The organism is Nonomuraea bangladeshensis (assembly GCF_039529455.1).
Lineage (GTDB): Bacteria > Actinomycetota > Actinomycetes > Streptosporangiales > Streptosporangiaceae > Nonomuraea > Nonomuraea bangladeshensis.
This window is the reverse complement of sequence record NZ_BAAAMV010000009.1, coordinates 196,821-216,914: the sequence shown is the minus strand read 5'-3', so window position 1 is coordinate 216,914 and position 20,094 is coordinate 196,821. Positions and strand designations below refer to the sequence as shown.

The following is a 20,094-nucleotide window of genomic DNA, read 5'->3' as shown; positions in this document are numbered from 1 at the left end:
CCGTGCGGATCGCCCGGTTCACCGCCCGGCGCCTGCTCCAGGCGGTGCCCGTGCTGCTCGGCGTCATCGTGGTGACGTTCGTGCTGGTCCGCGTGCTGCCGGGCGATCCGATCCGCACCATTCTCGGCCCCAACGCGACCGAGGCCGACGCGGCGGCGGCCCGTGCCCGCTACGGGCTGGACCAGCCGCTGTGGCGGCAGTTCCTCGACTACGTGGGCGGCCTGTTCAGCGGCGACCTCGGCACCTCCATCCAGAGCGGCGCGTCCGTGGCGGGCGAGATGGCGGTCCGGGTCGGGCCGACGATGGAGCTCGTCGTGCTCGCCGTGGTGATCGCCACGCTGCTCGCCACCGCGCTCGGCATCTGGTCGGCGCGGCGGGCCGGCCGGGCCGGCGACCACACGCTGCGGGTGCTCGCCCTGGTGGGCAACTCGCTGCCGGAGTTCTGGCTCGGCCTGGTGCTGATCCTGCTCGCCTACAGCGTCCTCGGCTGGGTGCCCGCGCCGAGCGGCCGGGTCGATCCGGACACCGACCTGACGCTCATCACCGGGGCGGACCTGCTGGACGCGGCGCTCACCGGCAACGGCCCGGCGTTCGCCTCGGCCGCCGGGCACCTCGTGCTGCCGGTGCTGACCATGGTCGTCGTCATCGTCGCGCCGCTGCTGCGCAGCGTGCGGGCCTCGGCGCTGGAGGTGCTGGGGTCGGAGGCGTACCAGGCGGCGGCCGCGCACGGCCTGTCCGCGCGGACGCTGCTGCGCGGCTACCTCACCCGGGCCGCGCTGGTGCGGCTGCCCGCGCTCGCGGCGCTCGTGTTCGGCTTCGCGATCGGCTCGACGGTGCTGGTCGAGTACGTCTTCTCCTGGCAGGGCTTCGGGCAGTGGGCGCTGCGCGGCCTGCTGTACCGGGACTACCCGGTGGTGCAGGCGTCCGTCGTGGTGATCGCGCTCTGCTACACGCTGATCTTCCTGATCGCCGACGTGGTGCACGCCGTGCTCGATCCGAGAGTGAGGATCTGATGGCCGACCTGACCACCGCGGCCGACTCCGGCCCGCCGCGCGTCGCCGCGGACCGGCGCTTCGCGACCACGCTGATCAGGGCGGGATCGGCGCTCCTCGGCCTGGTCGCGCTCGCCGTGCTGATCGGCCCGCTGCTGGTCCGCTGGGGCCCCGAGGAGATCGACCCGACGGCCTCGCTGGCGCCGCCCGGCGGGGCGCACCCGCTCGGCACGGACGTCAACGGCATGGACATCCTCAGCCGGGTGCTGTACGCGGGCCGCCTCGACCTGGGCGTGGCGATCGCCTCCGTGGCCCTCGCCGTGGTGCTCGGCACCGCGCTCGGGCTGCTCGCCGGCTACCGCGGCGGCCGGGTGGACGACGTGCTCATGCGGGTCCTCGACGTCTTCCAGGCGTTCCCCGCGTTCATCCTGGCGCTCGCGGTCGCGGCCCTGCTCGGCGGCGGCGCGGGCAACCTGATCCTGGTGGTCGCCCTGGTCAACGCCCCCGCCTACGCCCGGCTCGTACGGGCCGAGGTGCGCACGGTGCGCGAGCTGCCGTTCGTGGAGGCGTCGCGGACCGCGGGCGCGTCCGGGCTCGGCACCCTGTGGCGGCACGTGCTGCCCAACAGCCTCACCCCGGTCCGCGTCATCGCGCCGCTGAACTGCGGCTGGGCCATGCTGACCCTCGCCGGGCTGTCCTTCCTCGGCCTCGGCGTCACCGTGCCGGCCGCCGAGTGGGGAGCCATGATCAGCCTCGGCACGTCGGACGTGGTCGCGGGGCGCTGGTGGACCTCGGTGCCGCCGGGCCTGTTCCTGCTGGTCAGCGTGCTCGGGTTCAGCCTGCTCGGCGAGGGGCTGCAGGAGCGGGCGGGGGTCGTACGGTGAGCCTGCTCGACATCAGGGACCTGCGGGTCACCATCGGCGAGGTCCAGGCGCTGAAGGGCGTGGACCTGACGGTCGGCCGCGGCGAGGTCGTCGGCCTCGTGGGGGAGAGCGGCGGCGGCAAGAGCATGATCGCCCGCTCGATCGTCGGCCTCCTGCCGGGCGCGGCCCGCGCCACCGGCGAGGTCCTGTTCGACGGCGCGGACGTGCTGACGATGGACGCCGCCGCGCTCGCGGCGCACCGGGGCGGCGGCGCGGCGATCTGCTTCCAGAACCCGCGCGGCGCGCTCAGCCCGACCCGCTCCATCGGCCGTCAGCTCACCGACCGCCTGACCACGCACCAGGGCGTGGCCGCCGCCGAGGCGCGTACGGCGGCGGTCGCCCTGTTCGAGAGCGTCGGCATCAGGTCGGCGGCCCGGCGCTTCGACCACTACCCGCACGAGCTGTCCGGCGGCCAGGCCCAGCGCGTGATGATCTCCCTCGCCACCGGCTGCGCCCCCGGCCTGCTCATCGCCGACGAGCCCACGACCGGCCTGGACGTCACCCTCACCCGCGAGATCCTGCGGCGCTTCCGCGAGGCGGCCGACGAGGAGGGCAGGGGCGTGCTGCTGATCTCCCACGACCTCGCCTCCATCGCCCGCGTCTGCGACCGGCTGGTGGTGCTGAACGCGGGCGCGGTCGTCGAGCACGGCCCGGCCGCCGACGTCCTGGCCGCCCCCGCCGACCCCTACACCCGCGCGCTGCTGGCGGCCGTCCCCGACGTCACCAGACCGGTGGCCCGCACTGCCGCCACCCCCGGGGACGAGGTCGTGCGGATCGAGGACGCCCACGTCGTGTACGGCAGCCGCTTCGGCTCCGGCGGCCACCACGCGCTGCGCGGCGTCAGCCTGAGCGTGCGCGCGGGCGAGACGGTCGGCGTCGTCGGCGAGAGCGGCAGCGGCAAGAGCACCCTGGCCCGCCTCATGCTCGGCCTGATCGCCCCGTCGCGCGGCACGGTCACCCTGGCCGGGCGCGAGCCGTCGAAACTGCGCGGCCGGGAGCTGCGCGACCTGCGGCGGCGGGCCCAGCTCGTCTTCCAGGACCCGATCGGCTCGCTCAGCCCGCGCCGCACCGTCGCCGACGCCGTGGCCGAGCCGCTGCGCGCCGCCGGGGTCAAGGCCCCCGAACGGGCCCGCCTGGTCACGGCGGCGCTGGAGCGCATGGGCCTCGACGGCACGTACGCCACCCGGCGCCCGCACGAGCTGTCCGGCGGCCAGGCGCAGCGCGTCGGCATCGCACGGGCGCTGGCCGGCGAGCCCGACCTCGTCGTCTTCGACGAGCCCACCTCCGCCCTCGACGTGACCGTGCAGGCGCAGATCCTCAAGGTGATCGGCGAGGTGACGGCCGAGCGGGGCCGCGGCTCGGTGTTCATCTCGCACGACCTCGCCACCGTGCGCGGGGTCTGCGACCGGGTGGTGGTGCTCTACCTGGGGCGGATCGTCGAGGAAGGGCCGGTCGAGGAGGTCTTCGCGCGGCCCCGGCATCCGTACACGAAGGCGTTGCTCGCCGCCGCCCCCACCCTCGCCGGGCGGGCGGACGGCGCGGGCGTGAGCCTGACCAAGGACCCCGAGGAGGCCGTTCCCGGCGCGGGCTGTGCGCTCGCGCCGCGCTGCCCGTACTCGGAGGACGTCTGCCGGGCCGAGGAGCAGGAGCTGCGGATCCTCGGCCCGGTCAGCGTCGCCTGCCGCCGCGCCCACGAGCTCCCGGACCCGCCGGATCGAGAAGGACCAGAGAGGTGACGCATCCCATGCCCGCGATCAGGCTGGCCGTCGACATCGGCGGCACGTTCGTCGACGCCATGGAGCTGGACACGCGCACCCACGCGGTCCGCTTCCGCAAGTCCCCGACGACGCCCGCCCGCCCCTGGGAGGGGGTGCTCGCCGCCGTCGGCCTGCTCGGCACCGACCCGGCGGAGGTGGAGCTGTTCATCCACGGCACCACGCTCGGGCTGAACGCGGTGCTGGAGCGGCGCGGCGAGCCCACCGGCATCATCGCCAACGCGGGCTTCCGCGACATCTTCCTGCTGGGGCGCGGCAACGTGCCCGCCGACCACATGTACGACTTCCAGTACCAGCGCCCCGAGAGCCTGGTCCGCCGCGCCGCCACGATCGGCGTGCGCGGGCGGCTCGACTACAAGGGCCGCGTGGTGGAGGAGCTGGACCCGGGCGACGTGCGGGAGGCGGCCAGGATCCTGGTCGAGGAGCAGGGGGTGCGCACGATCGCCGTGTGCTTCCTGCACTCCTACCTCAACCCCGAGCACGAGCTGCGCGCGGCCGAGCTGGTGCGGGAGGCGTACCCGGAGGTCACCGTGTCGGTGTCCACGGACATCGTGCGCGAGTACCGCGAGTACGAGCGCACCAGCACCACCGTGCTCGACGCCTACATCCGCCCCATCTTCGAGCGCTACGTGGACCGCCTGGAGTCCGGCCTCGCCGAGGACGGCTTCGCCGGCCGGTTCCTCATCATGCGCTCCGGCGGCGGGTCGATGACCTCGGCCGTGGCGAAGACCTCGCCCATGCACACCGTGCTGTCCGGCCCGGCCGGGGGGATCGCCGGGGCCTCGTACGTGGCCGCCGCGCTCGGCCGGGACAACCTGCTGACCTTCGACATCGGCGGCACCTCGCTCGACACCTGCGTGATCGAGCGGGGCCAGGCCGTGGCGGCCTACGAGGCCAAGCTGGAGCAGTTCCCGCTGCTCATCCCCGCCTACGACATCCGCACCATCGGCGCGGGCGGCGGCTCGATCGCCTACCTGGACCGGGGCCTGCTCAAGGTCGGCCCGCAGAGCGCGGGCGCCGTCCCAGGACCGGTCTGCTACGGGCGCGGCGGCGACCGGCCGACGGTCACCGACGCCGCCGTCGCCCTCGGCTACGTGGACCCCGACCGGTTCCTCGGCGGCGACATGCGCCTGCACGACGAGGCGGCCAGGGACGCGCTGCGCGAGCAGATCGCCGAGCCGCTCGGCCTCGCCGTTGAGGCGGCCGCGGCGGGCGTCTTCGACGTGCTGCTGGCCAAGACGGTCGGCGCGGTGCGGCAGATCACGGTCGAGCGGGGCCACGACCCCCGGGTGTTCTCGCTGCTGGCCTTCGGCGGCGCTGGGCCGCTGCTGGCTCCGCTGCTCGCCCGCGAGATGGGCATCCCCGAGGTGATCGTCCCGTTCGCGCCGTCGGGGTTCTCCGCGTGGGGGATGCTGACGGCCGACATCGTGGACGACGTGTCGCGTACGGTCATGACGACGCTGGACGACGCCGACCTCGACGCGCTGGAGGCGGTGTTCGCCGAGGCGGAGTCGGCCGCGGCGGCCTCGCTGGCCGCGCAGGCGATCCCCGCCGGGCAGGCCGTGCTCGAACGCGCCATGGAGGTGCGCTACCTCGGGCAGGAGCACTCGCTGACCGTCCCCGTCGGCCGTGACCTGCGGCCGGACGCGGTGCGGGCCGCGTTCGAGGAGCTGCACCACGCCCGGTACGGGCACGTCATGGACAACCGGCTGCAGATTCTCAACCTGCGGGTGCGCGGCATCGGCCGGATCGACAAGCCGGAGCTGCCCGCGTACGAGCCGGGCGACGGCGACCCGGCGCGGGCCCGCATCGGCTCGCGCGACGCCTTCGACTTCGGCGGCCGCGAGGTGACGTCCTTCGCCGTGTACGACCGGGCCAAGCTGGAGCCCGGCGACGTCCTGGACGGCCCCGCCCTGATCGACGAGGGCACCTCCACCACGGTCGTGCACTCCGGGCAGCGGGTCCAGGTGAACCCCTTCGGCCACCTGCTGGTCACCCTCACCCCGGAGGTGCGCTCATGAGCGAGGCGAACGTGCGGCTGGACGGCGCGACGGCCGAGGTGGTGCGCAGCTACCTGCTGGCGGCGGCCGAGGAGATGCGCGCGACCCTGATCCGCACCTCGTTCAACCCGGTCATCTACGAGGTGCACGACTTCGGCCTGTCGATGTACGACGCCGATCTGCGGCTGATCGCCGAGGCCACCGGCCTGACGTTCTTCCTCGGCGCGAACGACTTCTCCCTCGCCAAGGGCGTCGAGTACGTGGGCAGGGAGAACCTGCACCGCGGCGACGTGGTGCTGCTGAACTACCCGTACTGGAACGCGGCCCACGCCTATGACGCGACGCTGTTCGCGCCGGTGTTCCAGCCGGACCCGGCGGACGAGGCGGCCGACGGGACGCTGGTCGGCTTCCTGTGCGTCCGGGCCCACTGGATGGACCTGGGGGCCAAGGACCCCGGCTACGTGCTGGACTCGACGGACATGCACCAGGAAGGGTTAATTTTTCCGGGCACGAAGGTGTTCTCCCGTGGCGAGCCCGTCCGGGACATCCACGAGCTGATCCGGTTCAACTCCCGCATGCCGGACCTGGTCATCGGCGACTTGCACGCCCAGGTCGCGGCCCTGCGCACCGGCGAGCGCCGGCTGCTGGAGATCATCGACAAGTTCGGCCGGCCCACCGTGGACGCCGCCGTGCAGCGCATGATCGAGAACGGCGAGGCCCGCACCCGCGCCGCGCTCGCCGCGCTGCCGCACGGCACCTGGACCGCCGAGGACTGGGTGGACGACGACGGCATCACCGAGGACCCGGTGAAGATGCGGGTCACCGTCACGGTCGCGGACGACCGCTTCACCGTCGACTTCGCCGGCTCCGCGCAGGCCACACCGGGCCCGATCAACATGCCCTTCGGCGCCACCGTCGCCCTCTGCAAGGTCATACTCAAGTCGCTGACCTCGCCCGACGAGCCGTCCAACCACGGCACGACGGTCCCGCTGGAGGTGCTGGCCGAGCCCGGCACGCTGTTCCACGCCGTCTACCCCCAGCCCACGTTCACGCTGTGGACCGGCATCGTGGCGGTGGAGCTCATCATGAAGGCGCTGGCGCAGGGCATGCCGGACCGGCTGCCCGCCTCCTCCGGCGGCGACGTGCCCGGCTTCATGATGGTCGGCACGCACCCGGACACCGGCCAGCTCTTCGCGGTCAGCAACAACGACCTGGTCGGCTGGGGCGCCACGCCGGAGCACGACGGCATGAACGCGGCCACCCACGTCTCCGGCAGCGCCGGGCGGAGCACCCCGATCGAGGTGCTGGAGGCGCGGACGGGGATGTTCTTCGAGCGGCTGGAGCTGCGTACGGACTCGGGCGGCGCGGGCCGCCACCGGGGCGGGGTCGGTCTGCGGCGGGACATCCGGTTCACCACGCCGGGCGAGTTCCTGTCGGTCATCAAGAAGACCCGGTCGCGGCCCTGGGCGCTGGACGGCGGCCTGGAGCCGGACCCGAACCAGGTGATCGTCTTCCCCGGCACCGACCGGGAGGCGCGGGTCAGCACCAAGCGGGTGAAGGTCGAGCCCGGCGACCGCGTGACCCTGCTGACGGCGGGCGGCGGCGGGCACGGCGACCCGCGCGGACGCGACCCCGAGGCGGTGCGCCGCGACGTAGCCGAGGGCTACGTCTCACCGGAGGCCGCCCGCGAGGTCTACGGCGTGGACGATGCCTGACCTGGACGGCGCGACCGCCGAGGTCGTGCGCTGCCACCTGGTCGCGGTCGCCGAGGAGATGCGGGCCACGCTGGAACGCACCGCCTTCAACCCCGTCATCTACGAGGTGCGCGACTACGGCATCTCGGTCTACGACACCGACCTGCGGCTGATCGCCGAGGCCACCGGGCTCAGCCGGTTCCTCGGCGCCAACGACCACTCCATCCGCAAGGGCGTGGAGTACGTGGGCCGCGACAACCTGCACCCCGGCGACGTGGTGCTGCTGAACTACCCGTACTGGAACGCGGCCCACTCCTACGACGCCACCCTGTTCGCGCCCGTGCACGGGGAAGCCGGGCTGCTGGGCTTCGTGTGCGTCCGGGCCCACTGGATGGACCTGGGTGCCAAGGATCCCGGCTACGTCCTCGACTCGACGGACATGCACCAGGAAGGGTTGATCTTCCCCGGGACGAAGGTGTTCTCCCGTGGGGAGCCCGTCCGGGACATCCACGAGCTGATCCGGTTCAACTCCCGCATGCCGGACCTGGTCATCGGCGACCTGCACGCCCAGGTCGCCGCCCTGCGCACCGGCGAGCGCCGCCTCGCCGAACTGCATGCCCGCTACGGCACCCCGCTCGTCGAGGCCGCCGTGGACCGGGCCGTCGAGGCCGCCGCCCGCTCGGCCGCCGACGCCGTCGCTGCGCTGCCCCAGGGCACCTGGACCGCCGAGGACTGGCTGGACGACGACGGCGTCACCGACGAGCCGGTGAAGATGCGGGTCACCGTGACGGTCGCCGACGGGCGGTTCACCGTCGACTTCGCCGGCTCCTCCGGGATGACGCGCGGACCGGTCAACCTCCCGCTAGGCGCCACCATCGCCACCTGCCGCATCGCGTTCAAGGCGATCACCACCCCCTGGGAGCAGACCAACGCGGGCCACTTCGCGCCGCTGGAGGTGCGCGCCGAGCCCGGCACGCTGTTCCACGCCGTCTACCCCGCGGCCACGTTCACGCAGTGGACGGGGACGGTCGCGCTGGAGCTGATCTACAAGGCGCTGGCGCAGGGCATGCCGGACCGGCTGCCCGCCTCCTCCGGCGGCGACGTGCCCGGCTTCATGATGGTCGGCACGCACCCGGACACCGGGCGGCTCTTCGCCGTCAGCAACAACGACGCCGTGGGCTGGGGCGGCACGCCCGCCCACGACGGCATCGGACCGGCCAACCACCCGGCCCAGACGCAGGCCCGCAACACGCCCGTCGAGGTGCTGGAGGCGCGGACGGGGATGTTCTTCGAGCGGCTGGAGCTGCGTACGGACTCGGGCGGCGCGGGCCGTCACCGGGGCGGGGTCGGTCTGCGGCGGGACATCCGGTTCACGACGCCGGGCGAGTTCCTGTCGGTGATCAAGAAGACCCGGTCGCGGCCCTGGGCGCTGGACGGCGGCCTGGAGCCGGACCCGAACCAGGTGATCGTCTTCCCCGGCACCGACCGGGAGGCGCGGGTCAGCACGAAACGGGTGAAGGTCGAGCCCGGCGACCGGGTGACGCTGCTGACGGCGGGGGGCGGCGGGCACGGCGACCCGCGCGGGCGCGACCCCGAGGCGGTGCGCCGCGACGTCGCCGAAGGCTACGTCTCGCCCGAGGCCGCCCGCGACATCTACGGCTTGCTGGAAGGAGCACCATGAACACGGTCGTCATCACCGGCTGCACCGTGGCCGACGGCCGGGCGGCCACGGGAGCGGACCCCGTCCCCGACGCCGGCATCCTCGTCCGGGGCGAGCGCATCGTGGACGTGGGCCGCCGCGAGGACGTCCTCGCCGCCGCCGACGCCGTGCCCGGCGAGGTCGCCCACCTCGACCTCGGCGGCGCGTACGTCACCCCCGGCCTGGTCAACATGCACACCCACCTGTCCCTGTCCCTCCCCGGCACCGCCGGCGACCAGGTCAAGGACATGAACCCGCACGAGCTGGCCCTTTACATGGCCGACGGCGCCCGCCGCACCCTCGACTGCGGCGTCACCACCGTGCGCTGCGTGGCCGAGAAGGACCACGCCGACTTCGCGCTGCGCCGCGCCATCGAGGCCGGCCGGGTGCCCGGCCCTCGCATCTTCACCGCCGGGCGGGCGCTCGTCTGCACCGGCGGGCACGGCCACGAGGGCAGCGACACCCTGGAGTGCGACGGCGCCGACGGCCTGCGGCGCGGCGTCCGCTCCCAGATCAAGGCCGGGGCCGACCTCATCAAGGTCATGATCTCGGGCGGCATCGCCGGGCGGCACGAGTCGATCGACACGCCGCAGCTGTTCGCCGACGAGATGGCCGCGGTGATCGAGACCGCGCACGCCTGGGGGCGCAAGGTCACCGCCCACGCCGGGCCGGCCGCCGTGATCGCCCAGGCCGTGGCGCTCGGCCTCGACTGCGTGGAGCACGGCTACCAGCTCACCCCCGAGGTCGCCGCCCAGATGGCCGAGCGCGGCACCGCGCTGGTGCCCACCCTGCTCGTCACCCGCTGCAAGGAGTTCTTCGACGAGCTCGGCGTGCCGGAATGGATGCAGTGCCGCTCGCTCAACGCCGGGCCCGAGCACCTGGGGAGCTTCGCCACCGCCGTCGCCGCCGGGGTGGAGGTGCTGCTCGGCAGCGACATGCCGCCGTTCTGGGGGTTCGAGGGCACCAACGCGACCGTACGGGAGCTGGAGCACATGGCCGAGGTCATCGGCCCCGCCCGCGCGCTCTACGCCGCCACCCTCGGCCCCGCCCGCTGGCTGCGCGCCGAGGCGGACATCGGCACCGTCGAGCCCGGCCGCTACGCCGACCTCGTCGCGATGGACGAGGACCCGCTGGCGTCGGCGTCGGCGTACCGGGGCGTCCGCTGGGTGATGAAGGGCGGCCAGGTCGTCCGCTCGGAAAGGAAGGCAGCATGACCCTGGTCCAGGGCGCCGCGGCGGCCATCGCCGCCGCGATCGACGACATGTACGCCGCGTTCGTCTCCGGCGACCGCGCCCGCTTCGACTCCCACCTGCACCCCGACGTGACCACCTGGGAGACCCACCTCCCGGGCCCGCTGCGCACCCGCGCCGAGCTGGACGCCTATCGCGACGCCCGCGACGGCTCCGGCCGCCGCCCGGTCATGGACACGCTCACCGCCCGCGACAAGCGCATCGACGTCTGGGGCGAGGTCGGCGTGGCCAGGTACGTCCTGGTCGCCGAGCCGCACGGCGCGCCCGCCCAGCACACGAGGGTGACCGACGTGCTCCGGCACACGCGGGGCCGCTGGCTGATCGCCCACCACCACGCCGAGCTGGTGAGCGAGCCGTGACCGGGGCGGGTCCCGAGCCGGACATGGAGCTGTACGACCTGCGGGTCACCGTCGACGCCATCGAGGGCCGCTCGGTCTGCGGCATGGCCGTCGGCGACTACTTCGAGCTGGAGAACAGCGCCCACCTGCGGCTGCCGGAGGGCCGGCACTTCTGCGTGTGGGCGCTCGCCAGCGTCCTGCCGTTCCTCGCGGCCAAGCAGCGCGACCTGGGGGCGGGCGACTGGCTGGAGCGGGACACCCTGTTCTGCTGCCCGGACCCGGAGGAGCGGCTGACGATGCGGGTCGAGCGGGTGCGGCGGCGTCCGATGAACTCGGCGGACCTGACGTGAGCGGACCCGTGGACTTCGAGATCGGCATCGGCCTGCAGAGCGACAAACAGGCCGGGGACTACGCCAGGCTCGGGCGGCTCGCCGAGGAGAACGGCATCGACGTGGTGTCGGTGTTCGGCGACCTGATGTACCAGCCGCCGATCTTCCCGCTGCTGGAGATCGCCGCCGCCACCTCGCGGGTGCGGCTCGGGCCGGCCTGCCTCAACCCGTACTCGATGGCGCCGTACGAGATCGCCGGCCAGCTCGCCGCGCTCGACCTCGCCTCCGGCGGGCGGGCGTACCTGGGGCTGGCCCGGGGGACCTGGCTGGGCGAGGTCGGGATCGCGCAGCCGCGCCCGCTCACCGCGCTGGCCGAGTGCGCCGAGGTCGTGCGGCGGCTGCTCGCGGGCGACACGTCGGGCTTCGCGGGCGAGCTGTTCAGCCTCGCGCCCGGCACCGCCCTGCGCTACCCCGTGCGGCGGGCCCGGCCGCCGCTGCTCATCGGCGCCTGGGGGCCGCGCGGCGCGGCGCTCGCCGGGCGGGTCGCCGACGAGATCAAGGTCGGCGGGAGCGCCAACCCGGCGATGGTTCCGGTCGTGCGCGAGCGGCTGCGCCCCGGGGCCGAGGAGGCGGGGCGATCCGTGGACGACATCGGGATCGTGCTCGGCGCGGTCACCGTCGTCGCCGTCGACGGCACGGCCGCCCGCGCCAAGGCCCGTCGGGAGGTCGCCATGTACCTGGCGGTCGTGGCCGAGCTGGACCCCACGGCCGAGGTGCCCGCCGACCTGCTGGCGCGGGTCAAGGCCGAGGTCGCGGCCGGACGGGACGACGCGGCGGGCCGGCTGATCCCGGACGACCTGCTGGACCTGTTCGCGTTCTCCGGCACTCCCGAGCAGGTGGCCGCGCAGGCGTGGCGGCTGATCGAGGCGGGGGTGCGGCGGGTCGAGTTCGGCACCCCGCACGGGCTCACCGACGATGAGGGGGTCCTGCTCATCGCCACGGAGGTGGCGCCGATGCTGAGAAAGGCGACACCATGACCGATCCCATGCCCGATCGCCCGTCGGCCACCGGGACGGCCGGGGCTGCCGGGGCGACCGGGGCCGCTGGAACCGCCGCGATCGCACCTGCCGCTGTGAGCGTGCTGGCCGCGGCCGGGCTCGCGGCGGATCGCGAATTGCTGGCGGAGTTGGCTGAGCGCGAGTTCGCCGCGCTCGGGGTCGCCGGGCGGCTGGTCGAGCTCCCGGATGCCGCGTCGTTCGCGGCCGCGCTGGACGCCGCCGGGGCCGAGCCGGAGCACGCCGTCGTCGCCCTGCCCGGAGCCGATCCCGAGGCGCGCGCCCTGATGGAGCCGGCGCGGCCGTACCGTGAGCGGCTGGTCTGGCTGGATCTCGCGAGGACCGGCCCGCACCAGGCGGGCGGCGCGCTCCACCTGTACGGGCGCGGCGTCAACGGCCTCACCTGGGCCGTACGGGCCGCGGCGCACCGGGTGAGGCACCGCCCCCGCCGCCTCACCTACGGCCCCCACCCCGACCAGTACGCCGAGCTGCTCCTGCCGGACGCGCGGCCCGCGCCCGTCGCGATGCTGCTGCACGGCGGCTTCTACCGGAACCGCTGGGCCGCCGACCTCATGGACGCGCTCGCCGCCGACCTGACGGCCCGCGGGTTCGCCGCCTGGAACGTGGAGTACCGCCGCCCGGACCGCCACGGCTGGGACGCCACCGTGTCGGACGTCGCCGCCGCGTACCACGCCCTTCAGACCCTCGGCGCGGACGTCGCTCAGGACCGTGTCGCGGTGATCGGCCATTCGGCGGGCGGTCAGCTCGCGCTGCGCCTGGCCGCCGACCTGTGGGCGGCCGGGCGGGGCCCGGCGCTCGCCGTCTCCCTGGCCGGCCTCGTGGACCTGGTGGAGTGCGACCGCCGCGACCTGAGCGGCGGCGCGACGGCCCTGGCGCTCGGCGGCGGCTCCGCCGAGATCCCCGAGGTGTACGCGGCCTCCAGCCCGCTCGCCCGGCTCCCGCTGGGCGGCCCGCAGCTCGTCGTCCAGGGTGCCGGCGACGACCCGGACCTCGTGGACTTCAACCGCCGCTACGCCCGCGCCGCGACCGGCGACCCGGTCACCTACCTGGAGGCCCCGGGCGACCACTTCTCGGTGATCGACCCGGCCGCCCCCATCTGGGCCGCGACCGCCGCCCACGTCGAGGAGGCGCTCAGGCCAGCGGGGTGACCGGCCGCCACGCCACGGGGCTGGACAGCACCATCGTGCTCGACGGCCGCCCGTAGTGGGACAGCCCGTCGATCAGCCGCTCGAAGTGCGCCATCGAGTCGAGCGCCACGACGAGCAGGCAGCAGGTGTCCCCGGTCACCCGGTACACCTGGACGATCTCGGGCTGGGTCAGCACCTCCTCGTGGCGCAGCACGCAGCGGGCGCCGTAGCAGTCCATCCGGATCAGCGCCCGCACCTCACGACCGGCCCGGCCGAGGTCCACGTGGGCGTGGTAGCCGGAGATCACCCCGGTCTCCTCCAGCCGCCGTACGCGCTCGGCCACGGCCGGGGCGGACAGGTGCACCCGCCGCGACAGCTCGCTGTAGGAGAGCCGGGCGTCGGCCTGCAGCTCGCCGAGGATCGCCCAGTCCATCGCGTCCATGGCACCATCCGTCACTCTCGGCAGCGGCGAAAGGCAAACGGGAGATCGCCTTCCGAACGTAAACCCATCCTGCCCTATCACCTTCGTTCGCCTATTTCAGCATAGTTCGTCGTGAGTGAACATTGAGGTGAACGAGGAGGAGTGATGGAAGCCCCGAGACTGCGCTTCGCGAACGCCACCCCTTACGACGCGTACGTCGGCACCGCCGTCCTGCGCGAGCTGCCGGGCCCGCGCACCGCCGAGCCCGAGGAGCCCGCGTTCCTGGTCACCACGCAGGTCATGGAGCTGTACTTCGGCCTGGTGCGCACCGAGCTGCGCCTGGCGATCGAGCTGCTCGGCGGGCCCGCGCCGGCCCCGGCGACCGCCGTGATCGCGCGCGCGGCCGCGTACCTGGACGTGGTGAACGCGGCCTGGCGGCCGCTGAACCGGCTCACGCCGCGCCAGTTCAACGCCTTCAGGCCGGCGCTCGGCGAGGGCTCGGGATTCCAGTCGGCGCTCTACCGCGAGGTGGAGTTCCTGCTGGGGGACAAGAGCCCGTCCCTCGTCCAGGTCCACCGCGGCAACCCCGAGGTCCACGGCGAGCTGCTGGCGGCCCTGCGCGCGCCCAGCCTGTACGACGCCGCCCTGTCCGCCCTGGCCCGCCGCGGGCACGACGTCCCCGAGGCCGTGCTCACGCGCGACCCGGCGCAGCCGTACGAGCCCGATCCCCGGGTGGAGAAGGCGTGGTCCCGCGTGTACGCCGAGGAGGGCCCCGGCGACGAGCTCTGGGAGCTGGGCGAGGCGCTGACCGACCTCGCCGAGAACTTCATGGCATGGCGGACCCGCCACCTGGTGGTGGTCCGGCGCGCGATGGGCGCGAAGATGGGCACCGGCGGGTCGAGCGGCGCGAGCTGGCTGGAGCGGTCGCTGCGCCGCGAGATCTTCCCCGAGCTCTGGTCGGCCCGCACCCTGGTCTGACGTGCCGACCCCCCTGGCCCTGATGGAGAACGCGTGAACACCCACCCCGAGCAGGACGCCCTGGCCGCCGACGCCGCCGACCCCGGCCGCCGCGCGGAGTTCCTGATCCCGCCGGCCCCGGCCGGCTCCCCCTACCCGGAGACCGCCTACTTCGCCGGCAACTCCCTGGGCCTGCAGCCGAAGGGCGCCGCCGCGGCCGTCCAGGCCGAGCTGGCCGAGTGGTCCGGCCAGGCCGTCGAGGCGTGGTTCGCCGCCGAACGGCCGTGGGTGACCTACCCGGCGCTGCTCCGCGAGGACATGGCCGCCCTGGTGGGCGCGCGTCCCGAGGAGACCGTGGTCATGAACGCCCTCACGGTCAACCTGCACCTGCTGATGGCCACGTTCTACCGCCCGCGGGGAGAGCGCGTCCGGATCGTCATCGAGGACACCGCCTTCCCGTCCGACTCCTACGCGGTCGCGGGGCAGGCCGCCTGGCACGGGCTGGACCCGGCCCGCACGGTCGTCCGGCTGCCCGCCGCCGACGTCCCCGCGTACCTGGCGGCCGAGGGCGGCAAGGTCGCCCTGGTGCTGCTCGGCGGGATCAACTACCTCACGGGCGAGCTGCTGGACATCCCCGGCATCACCGCGGCCGCGCACGAGGCGGGCGCCGTGGCCGGCTGGGACCTCGCGCACGCCGCAGGGAACGTCCCGCTCTCCCTGCACGACTGGGACGCCGACTTCGCGGTCTGGTGCACCTACAAGTACCTCAACGGCGGTCCGGGAGCGCCCGGCGCCTGCTTCGTGCACGCCCGCCACCTGACCGGCGGCGCGGACCCCGCGCTGCCGCGCCTGACCGGCTGGTGGGGCACCGACGAGCGGGTCCGCTTCGAGATGCGCCCCGACCGCGACCACGTGCCCGCCGCCGACGCCTGGCAGGTCTCCACGCCGCCCATCCTCGGCCTGGCCGCGCTGCGGGCCGCGCTCGCCGTGCACGCCGAGACCGGGATGGCCGAGCTCGCCGCCCGCAGCCGCCGGCTCACCGGCTACCTGGAATCGTTGCTCGCCCCGCTGAACGGCGGCCCGATCGAGCTGATCACGCCGTCCGACCCGGCGCGGCGCGGCGCCCAGCTCTCGGTGCGGGTGGCCGCCGGCGACGCGGGCGGGCTGGCCGGGCGGCTGCACGCCCGGCACGGGGTGCTCGCCGACGTGCGCAACCCGGACGTGATCCGCTTCGCGCCGGTGCCGCTGTACTCGACGTACCACGACTGCTGGCGGGCCGCCCAGGCCCTCGCCGCCGAGCTGGTCTAGAACAACCGGGGGGTGACCACCGACACCACGGTGGTCACCTGGTCGGTGTCGTTGTACATGCTGTGCGGCACCGTCGAGCGCAGGTGCACGCTGTCGCCGGGGTAGAGCCGGTGCTCCACGCCGTCCACCTCGTACAGCAGCTCGCCGCTCAGCACGTACGCGAACTCCTCGCCGGCGTGCCCGTACGCGGGCTCCCGCCGCCCGCCCGGCGCGATGTGCACCAGCAGCGGCTCCAGCACCAGGCTGGGGCCGCGCGCGGACAACATCCGGTACGTCTGCGCGCCGGACACGTACTCGGTGGCCGCCGTCTCCGCCCGGGTGAGCGTGAAATGGGTCGGCAGCCGGTCGGCGTCGCGCCCCGGCTGGCGGCCGGGGGAGTCGTCGAAGAACTCCGACACCCCCCGTTCGAGCGCCGCCGCGACGCTGTTCAGCGCCACCAGCCCGATCGTCGAGATCCCGCGCTCCACCTGGGAGAGGAACCCGATCGACAGTCCCGACCTGGCCGCCAGGTCGCGGAGCGTCATCCCCCGCTCCTTGCGGAACTCGCGCATCCGCGCGCCCACGAGCTCCTGCCGGGGCTCGTCCGCGCGCCGGTCCTCCAACGCCGCCACCGGGACCTCCATGTCAGTCGGGGGGGTTTGTTCAGCAGCATGAACATATTTCACGCAACGCCCCCCGGCCAACTCACAGGGGGAACCGTTCCTCCACGGCGAGCAGCGCCGCCACGAGCGGCGGCAGGTCCGTCTGGTCCAGGCCCTGGATCTCGAAGCTGAGGATGTTCCCGGACGCGGGATCGTCGCGCACCGTCCCGGACACCGCCAAGGCCCCCGTCGGACGGCACTCGACGGAGAGCTCGATCCAGTGCTCAAGGGAGGAGAGGACGGCCGTCCCTTCGACCCGCTCGTGCACGCGCTCCAGCTCCGTACGGAATGCGCGCAGCTCGGGCAGGCGGAGCCGGGCGTCGAGGTCGGCGGTGAAGCCGCCGGCGCGTACGTGGACGGGGGTGCGCAGCCAGCTCGCGTCCCAGGGGTCGGCGCTGCCGGGGAACGAGCGGCCGAGGACCGGGATCAGCAGGTGGTCGGACTCGCGGCCACGGCCGATCATGATCTCCACGGGCCGTCAGGCCAGCCGGAAGGTGAACTGCACCCGCCGCCACGGCCCCGGCCGCCCGTCGGGCGCGGGCCCGTGCTGCTCGGCGAAGGGCACGATGATGGGCTCCTTCACGCCGAACACGGCGTCGGAGCCGAGATGGTCGCCGCCCTCCACGAAGAGCTGGGTGACCAGCGTGCGCCGCCCCGGGGCCGCGATCAGGAAGTGCAGGTGCGGGGCGCGCATCGGGTGGCGTCCGGCGGCGGCGAGCAGCTCGCCCACCGGCCCGTCGTCGGGGATCGGGTACGGCGCCGGCAGGATCGTCCAGAACGTCAGCCGCCCGTCCGCGTCGGTGCGCAGCCGCCCCCGCAGCACCGGCCCGTCCTGGTCCGGGAGCTGGACGTCGTAGTAGCCGTCCTTGTTCGCCTGCCACACGTCCACCACGGCGTCGGCGACGGGGACCCCGGTGGTGTCGGTGACCGTGATGTCCGCCAGGACCCGCTCGCCGTCGAGCCCGCCGGAGATGTCGGCGCCCTGCGGCAGCTCCGGCGGCCCCTCGACGTAGAAGGGGCCGAGCACGGCCGACGGCGTGGCCCCGGCGGCGCGGGCGTTGCCGAGGATGTCGACCAGGCTGCTCACGCCGAGCACGTCCGAGAGCAGGACGAACTCCTGGCGGACGTCGCTGGTGAGGTGCCCGGCCCGGGTGAGGAAGCCGATCGCGTGCCGCCACTCCTCGTCGGTGACGTCGTGCTCGCGCACGAAGGCGTGCAGGTGGGAGACGAGGCCCCGGGCGAGCGTACGCAGCCGCTCCGGCGCGCCGTCGAAGCTCGCCAGCACGCTCCGGGTGAGCTCGTCCGCCGCCCGCTCGACCGCGGGGTCAGGGGTCGTGGTCATCGTGGTCCTCCGATCGACGTCGTATGTCGTCAGCGGCCCGTCGGCGGCGACCAGGAGGGCTCCGGACAGGGGTGTCGCTCCTCTGCGGCAGGGCAGCCGCGCGGATCTTACCGGTTGCCAGGAGCGGCGGGCGAGGGCCGCCGGCCATGGACAAATTCGGGCTGAGTCGTACGATGAATGCCTTCGTGCCAATGGAGGGGGATTCATGAGCACACAACCAGAGGGCGGGCCGAGCGGTTTAAAACCGTTCAAAAGCATCCCGGCGGGCTGCACCGAATTCGTCGGTGATTCTCCGGCCATCCGGAAAGAGCTGGCCACGGCCGTCACCGAGATGCTGCAGTATCACAAGTCTCACCCCAGCGACGACAATCCCGTCTACCAGAACTGCAAGGCCGAGCTGGAAGCGATCAAGGACATGCTGACGACGTCGTATCTCGTGCGCGCGGGGACGCTCCTTTCCCTGGTCACGAAGCATGACGGCAAAGTCCAGGGCATCGCCGTGGTGAGCAAACTCGGAAGCTCGCTCAAAATCGACCAGGCGTCCGTCGCGCCGTGGAACATCGTCCGCCCCGCGGTCAGCGAGGCCGCCGCGCCGAACCCCTTCCTCGGGGTCGGCTGGCAGATAGTGGATGTCGCGCTCACGTACAGCGGGGTGGTGGACCTGACCGCCGCGACCGACCAGTCCGCGGAAAGCTTCAACAAGATGGGCTTCCTCACCCCCGAGGGCGGCCCGCTGAAAGGCGGGAGCGTCGGGGTGTTGAAAGGGGACCGGGTCGAAGCCTTCAAACAGAAAATGGCGAAGTTCCGCGACAAGTGAGGCGGGATTTCGTAACAAAGCCGACGGGCATCCACGGTTCGCGAATAGCGCCGGCCGGCGTTCGTGCTGATACCGGTTCGGGTTGAGGGCGGACCGTGGGTGCTGTTACCTTCGCACGGTGGACGACAGGCGTGCACGGGCGGAGGCGATCGAGAGCTTCGCGGCGACCTTGCGAGAATTGCGCAACGCGGTCGGCAACCCGCCTTACCGGGAGATGTCCGGCCGGTCAGGGGCGATTTCCCACACGACACTCCACGAGGCCACGAAAGGCAACCGGCTCCCGAGCTGGGAGACCACCGTCGAGTTCGTCAAAGCGTGCGACGCCGATCCGGTCGACTACCGCGAGCGCTGGGAACAGGCCAACCGGGTGGTCAGATCGGCGAGCGCCGGTGAGTCCACGCCCCGCGCCGCCACGTCGGCGGAGCAGCCGTCCGACGCGGCGGCTCGTCCGTCCGGCGGAGCGGAGCTCCTGCCCGATGCGGCGGAGCGTCCGTCGGATGGTGCGGTGGACCGCTTGTCCGGTGGGGCGGCGCATCCGTCGGATGGTGCGGGGGACCGCTTGTCCGGTGGGGCGGCGCGTCCGTCCGACGGACTCGCGGCCGGGCCCGGCGCTGCACGGCTCGCCCTCGCGTCGCAGGCGCCCCCATCCGCGGACGACGCCCCACCGCCTCCCCCAAACGATGCGCCCCCGTCCCCGAACGACGCGCCACCGTCCCCGGACGGCGTCCCGCCGCCCCCTTCCGCGCCCCTTCCCGCGCCCCCTCTCGTGTCGTCGGCCGCGCCGCCGGCCGGAAAGGGGCGATCCCGGCCGGCCCGCGTGGCCGCCCTGGCGGCGGCGGTGGTCGTCGTCGCCGGGGCGGTGGCCGTCGTCGTGACCGTGCTCAACAACGGCGCCGCGACCGACGACCCCGGCCCGGCCCCGAGCGGGCCGGGATCGTCGGCCGCCGCGCTGTCCCCGGCCGAGTGCCCGGTGCGCTCGACCAACCCGCCCTGGGCCCCGCCCCTGCACCCAGGCGACAAGGCCGAGTTCATCGAGGACGTCACGCTTCCCGACTGCGCGCGCGTCGACGCCGGCAAGACCGTGACCAAGGTGTGGCGGCTCAAGAACGCCGGCACCGTGCCGTGGACGGGATACTCGCTGCGCCGCCTCGACTTCGCGCAGCAGGCCGACCAGTGCCAGACCATCTCGGACGTGCCGATCAAGGACACCCCGCCCGGCGGCACCGTCGACGTCGAGACCGTCGTCACCACGCCCAGGAAGCCGGGCCTGTGCTACGTGCGGTTCAAGATGGTGGACGCCTCGGGAGCGATCCTGTTCCCGGGGAGCCGGCCGATCAACTTCCAGATCATCGTCGACGCACGCTAGTTCCCCGCCGCGCCGTACGCGACGGGGAACCTGAGGGAC

The 20,094-nt window shown here is 73.8% G+C and carries 19 protein-coding genes; 15 read left to right on the top strand and 4 right to left on the bottom strand.

Features of this window, described 5'->3' with window-relative positions; all coding sequences use genetic code 11:
* Positions 1-2: 2 nt before the first annotated feature.
* From ABD292_RS30300 to ABD292_RS30250, 11 genes are read left to right on the top strand one after another with little or no spacing between them, the layout of a single operon-like run.
* Positions 3-1,013: an ABC transporter permease gene (locus ABD292_RS30300; protein ID WP_329588794.1), complete on the top strand. Its 1,011-nt coding sequence runs from the start codon at positions 3-5 to the stop codon at positions 1,011-1,013.
* Positions 1,013-1,876 carry an ABC transporter permease gene (locus ABD292_RS30295; protein ID WP_344213249.1) on the top strand — a complete coding sequence of 288 codons (864 nt, stop codon included), beginning with the start codon at positions 1,013-1,015 and terminating at the stop codon, positions 1,874-1,876. The genes ABD292_RS30300 and ABD292_RS30295 overlap by 1 nt, the downstream gene beginning before the upstream one ends.
* Complete coding sequence (locus tag ABD292_RS30290; protein ID WP_344213247.1) at positions 1,873-3,651, top strand: dipeptide ABC transporter ATP-binding protein; 1,779 nt, start codon at positions 1,873-1,875, stop codon at positions 3,649-3,651. Before ABD292_RS30295 ends, ABD292_RS30290 begins: the two co-directional genes overlap by 4 nt.
* On the top strand, positions 3,648-5,711 hold the full coding sequence (locus tag ABD292_RS30285; RefSeq protein WP_344213245.1) for a hydantoinase/oxoprolinase family protein: 2,064 nt from the start codon (positions 3,648-3,650) through the stop codon (positions 5,709-5,711). Before ABD292_RS30290 ends, ABD292_RS30285 begins: the two co-directional genes overlap by 4 nt.
* The gene (locus ABD292_RS30280; protein ID WP_344213243.1) at positions 5,708-7,405 is read left to right on the top strand and encodes a hydantoinase B/oxoprolinase family protein; all 1,698 of its coding nucleotides are present in this window, start codon (positions 5,708-5,710) and stop codon (positions 7,403-7,405) included. The genes ABD292_RS30285 and ABD292_RS30280 overlap by 4 nt, the downstream gene beginning before the upstream one ends.
* The gene (locus ABD292_RS30275) at positions 7,398-9,065 is read left to right on the top strand and encodes a hydantoinase B/oxoprolinase family protein (protein WP_344213241.1); all 1,668 of its coding nucleotides are present in this window, start codon (positions 7,398-7,400) and stop codon (positions 9,063-9,065) included. The genes ABD292_RS30280 and ABD292_RS30275 overlap by 8 nt, the downstream gene beginning before the upstream one ends.
* On the top strand, positions 9,062-10,297 hold the full coding sequence (locus ABD292_RS30270; RefSeq protein ID WP_344213239.1) for an amidohydrolase family protein: 1,236 nt from the start codon (positions 9,062-9,064) through the stop codon (positions 10,295-10,297). The genes ABD292_RS30275 and ABD292_RS30270 overlap by 4 nt, the downstream gene beginning before the upstream one ends.
* Entirely contained in the window at positions 10,294-10,692 is a 399-nt protein-coding gene (locus tag ABD292_RS30265) for a nuclear transport factor 2 family protein (protein ID WP_344213237.1), read from the top strand. Before ABD292_RS30270 ends, ABD292_RS30265 begins: the two co-directional genes overlap by 4 nt.
* Positions 10,689-11,021 carry a TIGR04076 family protein gene (locus ABD292_RS30260; RefSeq protein WP_344213235.1) on the top strand — a complete coding sequence of 111 codons (333 nt, stop codon included), beginning with the start codon at positions 10,689-10,691 and terminating at the stop codon, positions 11,019-11,021. The genes ABD292_RS30265 and ABD292_RS30260 overlap by 4 nt, the downstream gene beginning before the upstream one ends.
* The gene (locus tag ABD292_RS30255; RefSeq protein WP_344213233.1) at positions 11,018-12,037 is read left to right on the top strand and encodes an LLM class flavin-dependent oxidoreductase; all 1,020 of its coding nucleotides are present in this window, start codon (positions 11,018-11,020) and stop codon (positions 12,035-12,037) included. The genes ABD292_RS30260 and ABD292_RS30255 overlap by 4 nt, the downstream gene beginning before the upstream one ends.
* Positions 12,034-13,224, top strand: a complete 1,191-nt coding sequence (locus ABD292_RS30250; protein WP_344213231.1) for an alpha/beta hydrolase — start codon at positions 12,034-12,036, stop codon at positions 13,222-13,224. The genes ABD292_RS30255 and ABD292_RS30250 overlap by 4 nt, the downstream gene beginning before the upstream one ends.
* Here the strand turns inward: ABD292_RS30250 and ABD292_RS30245 are convergent.
* A complete protein-coding gene (locus ABD292_RS30245) occupies positions 13,208-13,645 on the bottom strand; it encodes an Lrp/AsnC family transcriptional regulator (protein WP_344213229.1) in 438 nt (145 codons plus the stop codon). The two genes, ABD292_RS30250 and ABD292_RS30245, sit on opposite strands and share 17 nt — an antisense overlap.
* A 144-nt stretch (positions 13,646-13,789) precedes the next feature.
* Between ABD292_RS30245 and ABD292_RS30240 the strand changes: the two genes are divergently transcribed.
* Together ABD292_RS30240 and kynU are read left to right on the top strand one after the other, a co-directional pair.
* Positions 13,790-14,602, top strand: a complete 813-nt coding sequence (locus ABD292_RS30240) for a tryptophan 2,3-dioxygenase (RefSeq protein WP_344213227.1) — start codon at positions 13,790-13,792, stop codon at positions 14,600-14,602.
* 33 nt (positions 14,603-14,635) lie between these two features.
* A complete protein-coding gene (gene kynU / locus ABD292_RS30235) occupies positions 14,636-15,889 on the top strand; it encodes a kynureninase (RefSeq protein ID WP_344213225.1) in 1,254 nt (417 codons plus the stop codon).
* Here kynU and ABD292_RS30230 read toward each other — a convergent pair.
* From ABD292_RS30230 to ABD292_RS30220, 3 genes are all read right to left on the bottom strand, one after another.
* Positions 15,886-16,500: a helix-turn-helix domain-containing protein gene (locus ABD292_RS30230; RefSeq protein WP_344213223.1), complete on the bottom strand. Its 615-nt coding sequence runs from the start codon at positions 16,498-16,500 to the stop codon at positions 15,886-15,888. The genes kynU and ABD292_RS30230 overlap by 4 nt on opposite strands.
* Before the next feature lie 73 nt (positions 16,501-16,573).
* Entirely contained in the window at positions 16,574-16,993 is a 420-nt protein-coding gene (locus tag ABD292_RS30225; protein WP_425565208.1) for a WapI family immunity protein, read from the bottom strand.
* Positions 16,994-17,008: 15 nt separating this feature from the next.
* A complete protein-coding gene (locus ABD292_RS30220) occupies positions 17,009-17,872 on the bottom strand; it encodes a dioxygenase family protein (RefSeq protein ID WP_344213218.1) in 864 nt (287 codons plus the stop codon).
* 205 nt (positions 17,873-18,077) lie between these two features.
* Here ABD292_RS30220 and ABD292_RS30215 point away from each other — a divergent pair, with 205 nt between their 5' ends.
* Together ABD292_RS30215 and ABD292_RS30210 are read left to right on the top strand one after the other, a co-directional pair.
* The gene (locus ABD292_RS30215) at positions 18,078-18,689 is read left to right on the top strand and encodes a hypothetical protein (protein ID WP_344213216.1); all 612 of its coding nucleotides are present in this window, start codon (positions 18,078-18,080) and stop codon (positions 18,687-18,689) included.
* Positions 18,690-18,807: 118 nt separating this feature from the next.
* Positions 18,808-20,055, top strand: a complete 1,248-nt coding sequence (locus ABD292_RS30210; protein WP_344213214.1) for an NBR1-Ig-like domain-containing protein — start codon at positions 18,808-18,810, stop codon at positions 20,053-20,055.
* The last annotated feature ends 39 nt before the right edge of the window (positions 20,056-20,094 follow it).